The following is a 12,755-nucleotide window of genomic DNA, read 5'->3' as shown; positions in this document are numbered from 1 at the left end:
CTGTGCTCCGCCTTTACTGCGCGTGATACCGATACACGTTGGTATCACGCGCTTCGAAACCGCAGCGCCGGTAGAGCCGGTTGGCGGCTTCCCGGCTGGGCCGCGAAGTCAAATCCACCGATTTCACGCCGAGCTGGGCAGCGTGCGCCAGGGCAGCTTCCACGAGCTGCTGGCCGGCGCCGTGGCCGCGGGCGGCGTCGTCGACCACTACGTCCTCAATCCAGGCCCGCGTTCCGGTGGGAATCTGGAAAGTAACGAGGGTGAGCATCCCGAGGATCGGGGCACCTTCCTCCACCCGGTACACCAATTGGTACACCCCGGGCTGGGCGAGCAATTCCTCCGCAGCAGCGCGCGAAAGCGGCGCGCTGCTTGAGGAGAGCTGGGGGATGAGGCGCTGGCAGGCAGCCAGGAAATCCTCGGTCACATTTTCTTGCAGGGAAATCATGCGTCCTCCGTGGGAGTGCTGGGGATATTCTCCAGATCGGCCAGCCACACCCGGCTGGTGGCATCGGAAGGCATGCGCCAATCCCCGCGCGGGGAAAGCGAGCCACCCGAAAGAATCTTCGGGCCGTTGGGGAGAGTGGAACGTTTAAATTGCTGGGAGAAGAAACGGCGGTAGAACAGCTCCATCCACGTCTTGATCTCCGCCAGGCTATAGGCGTGGCGGGCATCCCCCTCAATACCTTCCGGCCAGAAGCCGCGGGAAGCATCCCCCCAGGCTTCCCGAGCCAGGAAAGCAATTTTCGAGGGCAGGAAGCCGTAGCGCAAAGCGAAATAAAGGGTGAAATCCTGGAGTTCGTAGGGGCCGATTTTCTCCTGGGTGGATTGCAGCGCCCCGCCGGCATCCGCGGGAACCAGCTCCGGGGAAATCTCCGTATTGAGAATATCGATAAGAGATTGCGCCGCCGCGCCGGCTAGGAAGTCCTGGCGAGCCATCCACCGCAGCACGTGCTGCATAAAGGTTTTCGGCATCCCGGCATTCACGTTGTAGTGACTCATATGGTCACCCACCCCGAAGGTGCACCACCCGAGGGCGAGCTCGGAAAGATCCCCGGTGCCCAGCACGATACCGCCGTGGAAACCGGCCAACCGGAACAGATAATCCGTGCGCAGCCCGGCCTGCACATTCTCAAAAGTGAGGTCATAGACCGGCTCGCCAGCCGCGAAGGGATGGCCCATATCGGCCAGCATCTGCCGGGCCGCCGGGCGAATATCAATCTCCTCCAGCGGCACCCCCAGGGCTTCGCATAGCGCATAGGCGTTGTTCTTGGTGTGCTGGGAGGTGGCGAAACCGGGCAGGGTATAGGCGAGGATATCCGTGCGCGGGCGCTCCAGAAGATCCATGGCCCGGCAGGCCACCAGCAGCGCGTGCGTGGAATCCAGCCCGCCAGACACCCCGATAATCACCTTGGCGGAGCCGGTGGCCCGCAACCGAGTAATGAGCGCGTACACCTGGATGGAGAAAGCTTCGAAGCAATCGCGATCCGGATTGCGTTCGCTGCCGCCCATGAAGGGGAAACGCACCACTTCGCGGTGCAGGCGCTGCTCCGCGGCGTCAAGCGCGCTCATATCCGGGATGCCGGCGGTGAAGTTAATAGTGCGGAAGGAATCCGTGCCCGGGTTGGAATACTCATCGCGCTCGGTGCCCTGGGTGAGCGCATTGTCATTAAAAGAGCCGTTGCGCTGGCGTTCTTGGCGGATACGATCCAGGTCGATATCACCCAGGGTGGCGCTGTGGCCGGCCGAAAAACGCTGCCCGGCCGCGATTTTCTCCCCGCATTCGTAGATGACGGTTTGGCCATCCCAGGCCAGATCCGTGGAGGATTCCCATTCGCCATTCGCCGCGTAGATATAGGCGGCCGCGCAGCGCGCCGAAGCCCCGCGGATCAGCAGATCGCGGTCATCTTCACGCCCTACCGTGACCGGGGAGCCGGATAGATTGACGAGCACCTGCGCCCCGGCCAGGGCCGCGCGCGCCGAGGGCGGGATCGGCACCCACATGTCCTCACAGATCTCCACGTGGAAATCAAAACCGGGAATATCACTGGCGGAGAAAATCAGATCCGGCCCGAAGGGAACAGTATTCCGCCCCAGGGTATAGGCCCAGGCTTCCTCAGTGTGGGCGAATTCGGCCCGCTGCTCTTCGCTAAGCCCGGTGCTCCAGGCTGCATCCGTACGCACCCCGGGCAGTTCAATATCCGCATTGCGCAGTCCCGCCCCGGAAGCGAAATGGCGCTTTTCGTAAAACTCCCGGTAGTTGGGGATATAGGACTTGGGAACCACGCCCAGCACATTCCCGTGGTGGAGCACAACCGCGCAATTATAGAGGCGGTTGCGCCAGTGCAGCGGCGCCCCCACAATGAGGGCCGCGTCGAATTCCGCGCTGGCCGCCCGCACGGTTTCCAGGGCTTCCAGGGTGGCACGCAGCAGTGCATCCTGGAGGAACAGATCCTCCGCGGAATACCCGGTGAGGCTCAGCTCCGGGAACACGGCCAGCACCGCACCTCGCGCGCTCACCGCCCGGGCGGCCGCAATAATGGCCTGGGCGTTGCGCTGCGGATCGGCCACCACCACTTCCGGGGAGCAGGCGGCCACGCGCACGTAACCGTGACTGTAAATCGAGGAGAAATCGCTCATGGGTCTAGTCTGCCATTGCCTTCGACACGCAGGAATCGTCAAACTCAGATTCGGGCAGTCCCAGCGCCCCGCTCAGCGAATCAAAAACCCCGCGGTGGGTGATTTTCCCGCCGCTAATATTCACGCCGCTAGCGAAACCCGGATCCGCGCTGGCGGCCGCGCGCCACCCCTGGGCGGCCAGGCGCACCACATAGGGGAGTGTCGCCGTCGTCAAAGCTTCCGTGGAGGTGCGCGGAACCGCACCGGGCATATTAGCCACGCAATAGAAAATCTTGCCGTCCACGGTGAACGTGGGCTCATCGTGGGTGGTGGGATGGGAATCCTCGAAGCATCCGCCCTGGTCAATAGCAATATCAACGAGCACGCTGCCCGGGCGCATACCCTCCACCATCGCGGAGGTCACCAGCTTGGGGGTGGAGGAACCCGGCACCAGCACCGTGCCGATCACCAAATCGGCATCCGTCACCTGCTCCTCGATGGTCTGCGCGGTGGAGGCGAGGGTGGTGAGCATCCCGGCGTGGCGCATTTCCAGCTGGGCGAGCCGCTCGATATTAATATCCAGAATCGTCACGTTCGCGCCCATACCGGCGGCCATCACCGCGGCGGATTCCCCGGCGATACCCGCGCCGATCACGGTCACCTTGCCTTTGCGGGTTCCGGCCACTCCGCCGATGAGAATCCCGGCCCCGCCCTGCGCGTCGAGGAGGTAATGCGAACCCACAATGGGGGCGAGTTTCCCGGCCACCCGGCTCATAGGCGCGAGCAGCGGCAGCGCTTTCCGTTCCCGCACGGTTTCGTAGGCGATGGCGGTGGTGCCGGCATCCAGGAGCGCGCGGGCCAGTTTCGGCTGGGAAGCCAGGTGCAAATAGGTGAAAAGCACCAGGTCCTCGCGTAAATACCCGTATTCTTCGGCTTCGGGTTCCTTGACTTTGAGAACCGCGTCGGCGCCCCACACCTCGGCCGCGTCCGGGCAGATACGGGCCCCGGCGGCGGCGTAGGCGGCGTCGGCGCATCCGGAGGCTGCCCCGGCCCCGGCCTGCACCAGGACGGTATGCCCGGCCGCGGCCAGTTCGCGCGCACCGGCCGGGGTGAGCGCGACCCGGTATTCGTTATTCTTCAATTCTGTGGGAACGCCAATAATCATGTGCTTAGTCTACGGCGCGCGTGCGCGCTGCTCCTAGGTAGTACGACGACGGCGCTGCGGGCCGCGCCACCGCGCGCCCCGCAGCACGGTCCCGCTCCCAGTTAGAGCCGCAGTAGATGCAAGCGGCCGGTGGAACGCCGCGCCAGCGCCCAGGCGATCACCGCGCAGGTGCCGAAGATGAGGGAGAAGGCGAGGAGCCCGATGAAGCCCTGATTGGCGGTAAGGAAATCCGTGAAGCCGGTCGAGTCACTCACCCGCCCCACCCAATGCGCGAAATCGGTGCCGGTGCGGGCGGCCCAGGCGTAGAAGCTTTCCCAATGGGGAATCCAGAGCCGGTAGATGAATCCGGCCAGCCCGGTGATACCAACAAGGTAGCCCACCAGGGAGAGCCCGGCGAAGAAAGCGATAACCACCGCGACAGCCAGTACCACCGTGCTCAGCGACCAGCGCAGCAAGAAGGTGGTCACCAGCACCGCCCCGAAGAACACGGCCATACAGCAGAGCCAGGTAGGTAGGAACATGAACCACACACTGCCCGATCGCATAGCGGTACCTTCAGGGGAAAACGCGGCATCCAGAGCCCAGGAACCATCCGGGCGGCGCACAATGGTGAGCACCACGAGGATAATCACGGCGGTAACCGCCAGGTATTCGGCGCTCATCCGCGCGGCGCTGCGCGTCAGGTTGCTAAAGAATTGCCGCCGCGTGCTCCCCGCTTGCAGATGCGCCCGCATGGAGAGGGTGCATATCACCCCACCGAAGATCAGGCTCCCGCTGAGCACAAACCATGCCAGCGCAACCCAGTTGAGAACGGGGTTGTCGATGCCTCCGATGGGTAGATGCGTCTCGGTATTGGTGAAGGGGAGCCACAGTGTTGCCACGACCAGGAAACATCCCGCAATCAACCAGAAGCTGCGATAAAAATAGGAGAAAGGTCCGCGCCGCCCAATCGCGCGGCGCGCCGCCAGGTAGATAAGAGCGTTCGCGCGGCGATACAGCTTAATCATGATCGACTCCAATCTGGGTGCGGGTGGATGCTTCCGCGGTGGCTTCCTGGGTGCCTTCCCCGGCAGCCGCCGCGGGGGCCAGCAGGCTTCCGGCCCGGGGCGCCTGCGCGCCCAGCGGCTGTGCCAGGCGGGCGCGCTGGGCGGGGGAGAGCGTCGTCGTAACTAAAACATCGGTGAGGGAAGCGAGGCTATCCGTGGAGTGGCGCGCGCGAACCTCATCGGCGTCCCCGGCCTCGAGCAGTTTCCCGCGGTGCAGGAACACCACGGTATCCACCAGGTTCTCCACCTCCTCGAGCAGGTGGGAGGAGAGGATGATGGTGCGGGGGTGCTCGGCGAAATCACTGAGCAAAACCCGGTAGAACAGTTCGCGCATCACCGCGTCCATCCCCAGGTGGACCTCATCGAAAATGGTGATGGGGCAGCGGGATGCCAGGCCCAGAATCGCGGAAAATGTGGAGCGCTGGCCTACGGATAGCCCGTCAATCACGCGGGTGGGATCCAGCTCGAAAAGCTCGAATAGCTCCCGGGCGAAATCCTCATCCCAGGTGGGGCGGGCCATGCGCCACAGATCCATCGTCATGGCGAGCGGGGAACCGGAAATCACCTCCACGCGGGCCGGAATATAGGCCACCCCCGGCATGACCTCCGGGTTTTCATCCACCGGATGCCCGTCAATAAAAATGCTTCCCGCGGCGCGCCCACGGGTGCGCCGAATCGGGAGGAGCCCGGCGATGAGCATCCCGAGCGTGGATTTGCCCGAGCCGTTGCGGCCGAAAAGGCCGGTGATGGTGTCGTGGCCGATCTCCACGCTGAGATCATCGAGGGCGCGAGCCCCGCGCCGGTAGCTGAAACTCAGGTTCTCGATGCTAATCATTGGTTCTCCTCCCAATAGGTCGAGACGAGTGCGGATATTTCCGCGGGGCTGAGCCCTAGTGCCCGGCCCGCGGCGAGCGCCGGGGCGAGGGTGTCACTCAGGTAGGTGGCGCGCCCGCGCTCGCGCAGGGCTGCCTGGGCGCCCGCGGTCACGAACATGCCGATCCCGCGGCGCTTTTCCAGGATTCCTTCCTCCACGAGGAGGGAAAAAGCCTTGTTCGCGGTGGCGGGATTAATGCGGTAGGTGGCGGCGTATTCGGTGGTAGACATGACCTTTTCTCCGGGCCCGAGTTCGCCGGAGAGAATACGACGACGCAGATCTTCGGCCAGCTGCACATAGATTGGCACCGCTGAACTGAACTCCATCACGCCCTCCCTCCTTGGTTAGTTACATAACTAATGAACCACAGAACCGACTCTGCTGCAAGTGCTATGAGGTATGACTCACATCTCGCACGCCTCGGGGGAATTGATCTAGGCTAATGACACGTTTGGAAGGAATCCCTGTTGAAAATTGGTTTACTGGGAGCGGGCCGCGCCGGGTTGATGCACGCGCGCATTCTCGCCCACCGTGTTGATGAACTTGTTATTGCCGAACCGAAACCTGAGCGCAGTGCCGCCGTCGTTTCCGAACTGGAAGGTGAGGCTGCAACTCGCGCCCGCATCAGTGAAGCCAGCGTGGAGGCTACCCTCACGGATGTCACCCTGGACGCCCTGGTCCTCACCAGCCCCACGGATGTGCATGCCGAACAGCTGCTGCGCGGCATGGAGCTGGGCATTCCTATGTTCACCGAGAAGCCGGTATCCACCTCGCTGGCCTCGACCCTGAAAGTGCGCGAAGCCGCCCGCGCGCGCGGAGCCCGCATCCAAGTCGGCTTCCAGCGCCGCTTCGATACCGCCTACACCCGGGCCCGCGCGGCGGTGCGCGAAAAAAGCCTGGGCGAGCTGCGCCGCCTGAGCATGGGAACCATGGATCAGGCCCCGGCCGCCCGCGAATTCCTGGCGGCCTCGGGCGGAATTTACATCGACTGCCTCATCCACGATTTCGATATGCTGCGCTGGGTCACCGGGCGCGAAGTCACCGAGGTCATGGCGTTCGGCACCGATCTGGGCCTGGCCGATTTCCGTGACTTCGGCGATGTGTGCGAAACCGCGGCGGTGCTGCGCCTGGAAGGCGATGTGCTCGCCACCGCGCAATCCTCGCGTTTCAACGGCCACGGCTACGACGTGCGCATGGAGCTGCACGGCACCGAGCAGACCCTCGCGGTCGGCTTCGATAGCAAACTCCCCGTGCGCTCCCTCGAGGATGGGGTGTCCTATCCGGAGGAGTCCGCCTGGGTGGATTTCATCGCCCGTTTCGCCGCCTGCTACGAACGCGAAATCGAGGCGTTTTTGGAGGTGGTTGCGGGCCGCGGGGAGATTCCTGCCACGGTGGACGATGCCGTCGCCTCCCTGCGCATCGCGGAAGCCGTGCGGTTATCGCAACGCGAGCACCGCGTGGTATCCCTGGCCGAAATTGAGGGCTAAAACATGGATTTGCGGCTCGACGCGAGCGCTTTCGACTACAGCTTCGTGGTGCTCTACCTGGTGCTGGTCCTCGTCATCGGCGTGGTCACCCGGCGCAAAGTCACTACCTCGGAGGATTTTTTCCTCTCCGGGCGTTCGCTGCCGGCGTGGATCTGCGCGCTGGCTTTCCTCTCCGCGAATATCGGGGCGGTAGAACTCATCGGGATGGCGGCCTCCGGCTCCCAATACGGCCTGCCCACGGTGCATTACTACTGGATCGGCGCGGTGCCGGCCATGATCTTCCTCGGGCTCATTATGATGCCCTTCTATTACGGCTCGCGGGTCCGTTCGGTTCCCGAATACCTGCGTTTGCGTTTCGACCGGCCCACCCACCTCTACCAATCGGTGATTTTCTCGGTGGCGACCATCCTGGTGGCCGGCATCAATCTTTTCGCCCTCGCCCTCCTCATTAATGTGCTTATCGGGGTGCCGCTGTGGGCTTCGATTATTATCGCGGCCGGCGTGGTGCTGGTCTACACGGTGATGGGCGGGCTCACCGCCACCATGTACAACGAGGTGCTGCAATTCCTGCTCATCGTTGCGGTGCTCACCCCGCTGACCATCGCCGGGCTGGCGCGGGTGGGCGGACCGGCCGGGCTGGTCAACGCCCTCAACGAAACCCAGGTGCTCGGCCCGAACGGCCTGGATGTGTGGGGCGGAACCGGACTCGGGAACACCACGAACCCGTACGGGAATTGGATCGCGCTGCTGCTGGGGATGGGCTTCGTGAATTCCTTCGGGTATTGGACCACAAATTTCACCGAGGTGCAGCGCGCGCTGTCCGCCAAAGATATGCGTTCCGCACGCCTGACCCCGATCCTCGCGGCGATCCCGAAAATGTTCTTGCCGCTCATTATTATCGTGCCCGGGCTGATTGCCGCGGTTCTCATCCCGCAGCTGCACACCGGCGAGATCACGCATAACGAAGCCTTCCCGGCGCTTATGGGGGAGGTGCTCCCGCACGGGCTGCTGGGCATGGCGCTGGCCGGGCTGATCGCGGCCTTTATGGCTGGAATGGCGGCGAATGTTTCTTCTTTCAATACCGTGGTCACCTACGATATTTGGGAAACGTACGTGCGCCCGGGCCGCAAGGACACCTACTACATTAAAATCGGGCGCCGCCTGACGATTATCGGGGTGCTTATCGCCATCGGGGCGGCCTTTATCGCGGCGGAATTCTCCAATATTCAGGACTACACCCAGATGTTGCAGTCCATTTTCAACGCCCCGCTTTTCGCCACCTTCATTATGGGAATGTTCTGGGCGCGCATGAGCCCGCAGGCCGGGCTGTGGGGCCTGGTGGCCGGCGCGGCCGGAGCCGGGTTTATCCAGCTGGGCTACGCGAACGGGCTGCTGGACTTCAATTCTTCCCAGGCGGCTTCCTTCACGGCTTCCGGTGTCGCTTTTATTGCCGATTTCATCGTGTCGGTGCTCGTCACGAAGGTCACGCGCCCCAAGCCCATCGAGGAACTCGACGGCTTGGTGTGGGGGCGCGTCAAGATGGATATTAAGGGCGCCCAGCCGGCCCCGAAACTGCACGAAGCCCGGGTGGCCGAAGCCCGCGAACGCGCCCTCACCGGCGAAAAACTGCACTGGTGGGAAGAACCGGTGCCGCTGGGCATCGCGGTGCTCGCGGTGTGCACGGTCCTCAATGTGGTGCTGTAAATGAAGGGATACGAATCTATGAACGACGACGCAGCTCGGCGGAGCGCCGCGCCAGCTTCGGCGCCCGTGCAATCGGGCCACGCGGGTGCAGCGGGCGGCGAGTCCGCTTCGGCGCCGGCGCCGCACCTCCCCGAGGCGCGCCTCGGGCGGCTCTCGCTTTTCGACCTGCGCACCTGGATCGCCATCATGTTCGGGGTTTTCGGAACGATGCTGGCCGGCTACGGGCTCTTCTTCGTGACCGAGGAGGACCTGGCCAAAGCCGCGGGCATCAACCTCAACCTGTGGACCGGCCTGGCCATGATGATCGTGGCGCTCTTCTTTGCCGGCCGCAGCGCCGCCGCCCCGCAGGTGCTCTCCGAAGCGCTCGGCTCGCGCCTGCCCGATGAGGATGCGCAGCCCACCGCGCCGCGGGAGAGCTAAGATTATGTGCAAGCCTAACGCCTACGTCAGGGGACACTTATGACCATTGCGGTTGCCTACAAAATTGCCGGCGATCCACGTTCAGCGCACGTACTGGATTCCGGTGTGGTGGATTGGAGCGGCGCGCGCCTCTCCATTAGCGACGACGACGCCGTTGCCATGCGGGCAGCGCGGGAACTCGGCGACTCCCTGGGCACCGAGGTTGTGGGTATCACCCTGGGCCCCGACTCCATCGGCACCCCGGCGCTGCGCAAAAACGCGCTGTCCAAAGGCCCGGACCGCCTGCTCGTGGTGAGTGATGATGCCACCACCAGCTGGAATTCCACCGCGGTGGGCGAAGCCCTGGCGCGGGTAGTGCAGCGCGACGGCACCATCACAGCGCTTATCACCGGCCCGGGTTCCACCGACGAAGGCTCGAAAATGGTCTCCGGTGTGATCGCCGGGGCGCTGGGCTGGCCGTCTTTCCAGGATGTTTCCGCGATTCGCACCGCAGGGGAGGAACTCCTCCTTACCCAGCACACCGGCGGGCAGCGCCGCGAGGTGCGCGTGGCCGGCCCTGTGGTCATCGCGGTCACCTCCGACGCCGCGGCCGTCAAAGTCCCGGCCATGAAAGATATCCTCGACGCCGCCAAGAAACCCGCCCAGCTCCTCACCGCCGCCGACCTCGGCGATATGGAAGGGCGCACCCTCGACCCCATCGCGCGCGCGGTTCCGCCCGTCCAGCGCCGCCTCCACCAAATCCTCGACGGCCCCGGCGCCGTGGCTGAACTCGTCGGGATCTTGGATCGGCGCGGCCTGCTGCCGAACGCCGGTTCCACGGGTATTTCTGGCGACGCTGCCGGCGGAATCGCTGCCACCGGAATCGCTAGCAACGCGAGCACCGGCGCCCCCGTTATTTCTGGCGACGACGCCGCCCCTCACGCCGCTGGTACTTCGGGCGCGGAAGCTTCTTCCTCCACCGGTTCGGCTCCGGAACACGCGGTGTGGATTATTAGCGCCGGCGCGACTATTTCGCCTTTCCTTCCGGCCCTGCGTCGCTACGACGCGGTTCACGTGATCGCCCTCGTTCCCGAAGGAGAAGCGGGAGACAGCGCGCAGCTGCCCGCGTTCCCGGATGCCACCAGCGTGCAGGTCATCACGCACCCGAGTGATGCGCCGGCCGAGGCCCTGAGCGCCGCGCTCACGGAGCTCGTGGATGCCCAGCCCGGGGATATTGTGCTGGTTCCCAATGAGCCAAGCGAACGCGCGCTGGGCGGGGAGATCGCCGGCCGGCGCGGCTGGCCCATCCTCACCGACGTGCGCGAAGTCAGCGCCGAACACGTGGTCAGCGGGCGTTTCGGGGCTATTTCCCTGGAAACCTACGCGCGCGCGGGAGTAACCTTCGTGGGCGTGATCGGTTCGCTGCCCGGTACGGCGGCTTGTGCTGGAGCTGCCTCGGGCTTTGGTGATGCGGCGGGTGCTGGCAGCACCTCGGTAGCTGAGGTGGCGGCTCCGGGCGGCGCGATAGCGCCGCAAACCAACCCGCGGGCAGCTGACGGCAGCCGAATCGGAAGATGTGTCCGAACGGCGCTTGGCCACCGCCACCCGGGTGGTCGGTGCCGGCCGCGGTTTCGCCGCCAAGGAGGACCTGCGGCTCTTCCACGAACTCGCCGAGGTGCTCGATGCCGCGGAAGGCGCAACCCGCCCGCTGGCCGAAGGGGATGCCTGGCTCCCGCGCGATTCCTACGTGGGGCTCTCGGGCACGGTTATCGCCCCGGATTTGTATATCGCCATCGGTATTTCCGGCCAGCCGCATCACACCGCGGGAGTCACGGATTCCGGAGTCATCGTGGTGATCAATAATGATCCCGAAGCGGAAATGTTCGAATTCTGCGATTACGGAATTGTCGGAGACCTCTACACGGTGCTTCCCGAGCTCATTACCCTCATCCGGAAGCGGGTCGCAGCCCCGGCCCCCGAAAACCAATAGCTAGTTAGTCGCCCCGGTCCTGAAAATAGGTGCCAGCCTCAGCCCCGGATATGGGGGCCAGCCTCGGCTAGCAATCACTCCTCAATCACCACGTAGCCCAATAAGTGGGGGGAGAAACCGGAACGGTTGCTCCCCCCACTGCGTCGTCGTACCCGAAAATAACGGGCGCGTGCTTAGACGAGCGTCATAGCCTGCTGGGCGATGGCCAGCTCCTCATTGGTGGGGACCACGAGCACATGCACCGTGGAATCCTCCGTGGAGATCTCCCGCGCGTTCTTCGAGCGCGTGGCGTTCTTCTCGGCGTCGTACTTGACACCGAAGGGAGCCAGGCGGTCAAGGACTTCCTTGCGGATGATATCGTCATTCTCACCCACACCGGCGGTAAAGGTCAGGGCATCCAGGCCGCCAAGAATCGCGGTGTAGGAGCCGATGTACTTGACGATGCGATGGACGTAAATATCTACCGCTTCCTTCGCGTTCTCATCACCCTTCTCCACCATCGCGTGCACATCGCGCAGATCGGAAGAGCCGGTCAGACCGGCCATACCGGACTGGCGGTTGAAGAGCTTATCTATCTCATCAATGGACATCTTCGCCTGGCGAGCCAGGTGGAAGACGGCAGCCGGATCAATATCGCCGGTGCGCCCACCCATAACGAGGCCCTCCAGCGGAGTCAGGCCCATGGAAGTCTCCACCGCGCGGCCCGAATCCACCGCGGACACCGAGGCACCGTTACCGATATGCAGCACGATCTGCTTGAGATCATCGCGGCCCAGGATCTTCGCTACCTCACCGGAAACATACTGGTGCGAGGTGCCGTGCGCGCCGTAGCGGCGGATCTCATACTTATCGGCAATCTCGCGGTTGAGACCGTAGCGTGCCGCTTCTTCCGGAAGGCTCTGGAAGAACGCGGTATCGAAAACCGCCACGTGCGGGACATTCGGCAGCAGGCGCTGCGCCACCTTGATGCCCTCCAGGGCCGGCGGGTTGTGCAGCGGGCCGAGCGGCTGGAGCTCTTCGATCTTCTGGCGCACCGCATCGGTAATAAGAGCCGGGCCATCGAAGTACTTACCACCCTGGACCACGCGATGCCCGACGGCGCGAATGGAGCCATCATGCAGGGACGGGCCGGCGGCGTCGAAGAACTCGAGCACCTTCTCCATACCGACTTCGTGGTTGGGAATGGGGCCTTCCCATTCGCGCACGTCCTCGCCGTGTTCGTGCTTGACGTGACCGGAGGGCAGACCAATCTGCTCCACGAGGCCCGAGGCGAGTTCCTCACCCGATTCGGGATCCACGACCTTGTACTTGATCGAGGAGGAGCCGGAATTAATTACGAGAACGGACAAAATGATCTCCTTGTGTCTGTGACCGGGTGGAGGCCCACCCCTATAACTTCAGTGTAATGCCGGATACGGGTTGTTCCGGCTCATGCCTGCGGATTCCCGCGAATTGCAGGTTGTTTCCGGTTGGT

At 63.9% G+C, this 12,755-nt stretch carries 11 protein-coding genes and 2 pseudogenes; 6 read left to right on the top strand and 7 right to left on the bottom strand.

Annotated features, from left to right (window positions below):
- Window positions 1-13: 13 nt before the first annotated feature.
- The 6 genes from ACRQFC_RS05875 to ACRQFC_RS05850 form a co-directional block, all read right to left on the bottom strand.
- Window positions 14-445 carry a GNAT family N-acetyltransferase gene (locus ACRQFC_RS05875; RefSeq protein WP_087070567.1) on the bottom strand — a complete coding sequence of 144 codons (432 nt, stop codon included), beginning with the start codon at window positions 443-445 and terminating at the stop codon, window positions 14-16.
- Window positions 442-2,637 carry an NAD(+) synthase gene (locus ACRQFC_RS05870; protein WP_087070568.1) on the bottom strand — a complete coding sequence of 732 codons (2,196 nt, stop codon included), beginning with the start codon at window positions 2,635-2,637 and terminating at the stop codon, window positions 442-444. The genes ACRQFC_RS05875 and ACRQFC_RS05870 overlap by 4 nt, the downstream gene beginning before the upstream one ends.
- A 4-nt stretch (window positions 2,638-2,641) precedes the next feature.
- Window positions 2,642-3,781: an alanine dehydrogenase gene (ald, locus tag ACRQFC_RS05865; RefSeq protein ID WP_087070569.1), complete on the bottom strand. Its 1,140-nt coding sequence runs from the start codon at window positions 3,779-3,781 to the stop codon at window positions 2,642-2,644.
- A 101-nt stretch (window positions 3,782-3,882) separates the two neighbouring features.
- The gene (locus tag ACRQFC_RS05860) at window positions 3,883-4,788 is read right to left on the bottom strand and encodes a hypothetical protein (RefSeq protein ID WP_087070570.1); all 906 of its coding nucleotides are present in this window, start codon (window positions 4,786-4,788) and stop codon (window positions 3,883-3,885) included.
- Entirely contained in the window at window positions 4,781-5,662 is an 882-nt protein-coding gene (locus ACRQFC_RS05855; RefSeq protein ID WP_087070571.1) for an ATP-binding cassette domain-containing protein, read from the bottom strand. The genes ACRQFC_RS05860 and ACRQFC_RS05855 overlap by 8 nt, the downstream gene beginning before the upstream one ends.
- Complete coding sequence (locus ACRQFC_RS05850) at window positions 5,659-6,027, bottom strand: GntR family transcriptional regulator (RefSeq protein ID WP_026428239.1); 369 nt, start codon at window positions 6,025-6,027, stop codon at window positions 5,659-5,661. The genes ACRQFC_RS05855 and ACRQFC_RS05850 overlap by 4 nt, the downstream gene beginning before the upstream one ends.
- 141 nt (window positions 6,028-6,168) lie before the next feature.
- Between ACRQFC_RS05850 and ACRQFC_RS05845 the strand changes: the two genes are divergently transcribed.
- The 6 genes and pseudogenes from ACRQFC_RS05845 to ACRQFC_RS05820 all read left to right on the top strand — a co-directional run bounded on the left by ACRQFC_RS05845 (window position 6,169) and on the right by ACRQFC_RS05820 (window position 11,281).
- Window positions 6,169-7,188 (top strand): Gfo/Idh/MocA family protein, encoded by a 1,020-nt coding sequence (locus ACRQFC_RS05845; protein WP_087070573.1) that lies wholly within the window; start codon window positions 6,169-6,171, stop codon window positions 7,186-7,188.
- 3 nt (window positions 7,189-7,191) lie between these two features.
- Entirely contained in the window at window positions 7,192-8,892 is a 1,701-nt protein-coding gene (locus tag ACRQFC_RS05840) for a sodium:solute symporter family protein (protein WP_087070574.1), read from the top strand.
- Window positions 8,893-9,312, top strand: coding sequence for a hypothetical protein (locus ACRQFC_RS05835; RefSeq protein ID WP_087070575.1), 420 nt, complete (start codon window positions 8,893-8,895; stop codon window positions 9,310-9,312). It abuts the gene before it with no gap.
- A 39-nt stretch (window positions 9,313-9,351) separates the two neighbouring features.
- Window positions 9,352-10,626 (top strand): annotated as a pseudogene (locus ACRQFC_RS05830) (hypothetical protein); the annotation flags it as partial.
- Window positions 10,627-10,867: 241 nt separating this feature from the next.
- Window positions 10,868-11,062, top strand: a pseudogene (locus ACRQFC_RS05825) (FAD-binding protein); the annotation flags it as partial.
- 78 nt (window positions 11,063-11,140) lie between these two features.
- Window positions 11,141-11,281 (top strand): hypothetical protein, encoded by a 141-nt coding sequence (locus ACRQFC_RS05820; protein ID WP_435734654.1) that lies wholly within the window; start codon window positions 11,141-11,143, stop codon window positions 11,279-11,281.
- 173 nt (window positions 11,282-11,454) lie between these two features.
- Here the strand turns inward: ACRQFC_RS05820 and ACRQFC_RS05815 are convergent, their stop codons facing one another.
- On the bottom strand, window positions 11,455-12,630 hold the full coding sequence (locus tag ACRQFC_RS05815; RefSeq protein ID WP_026428236.1) for an acetate/propionate family kinase: 1,176 nt from the start codon (window positions 12,628-12,630) through the stop codon (window positions 11,455-11,457).
- Between the last annotated feature and the right edge of the window lie 125 nt (window positions 12,631-12,755).

Source organism: Actinotignum inguinis (genome assembly GCF_051265835.1).
Lineage (GTDB): Bacteria > Actinomycetota > Actinomycetes > Actinomycetales > Actinomycetaceae > Actinotignum > Actinotignum timonense.
Note: the sequence above shows the minus strand (reverse complement) of the source record. Positions and strands in the feature narration are given on the sequence as shown.

Coding starts and splice junctions, on each gene's coding strand:
- ACRQFC_RS05875 (WP_087070567.1), bottom strand. CDS start 445: ATGATTTCCCTGCAAGAAAATGTGACCGAGGATTTCCTGGCTGCCTGC.
- ACRQFC_RS05870 (WP_087070568.1), bottom strand. CDS start 2,637: ATGAGCGATTTCTCCTCGATTTACAGTCACGGTTACGTGCGCGTGGCC.
- ald (WP_087070569.1), bottom strand. CDS start 3,781: ATGATTATTGGCGTTCCCACAGAATTGAAGAATAACGAATACCGGGTC.
- ACRQFC_RS05860 (WP_087070570.1), bottom strand. CDS start 4,788: ATGATTAAGCTGTATCGCCGCGCGAACGCTCTTATCTACCTGGCGGCG.
- ACRQFC_RS05855 (WP_087070571.1), bottom strand. CDS start 5,662: ATGATTAGCATCGAGAACCTGAGTTTCAGCTACCGGCGCGGGGCTCGC.
- ACRQFC_RS05850 (WP_026428239.1), bottom strand. CDS start 6,027: ATGGAGTTCAGTTCAGCGGTGCCAATCTATGTGCAGCTGGCCGAAGAT.
- ACRQFC_RS05840 (WP_087070574.1), top strand. CDS start 7,192: ATGGATTTGCGGCTCGACGCGAGCGCTTTCGACTACAGCTTCGTGGTG.
- ACRQFC_RS05835 (WP_087070575.1), top strand. CDS start 8,893: ATGAAGGGATACGAATCTATGAACGACGACGCAGCTCGGCGGAGCGCC.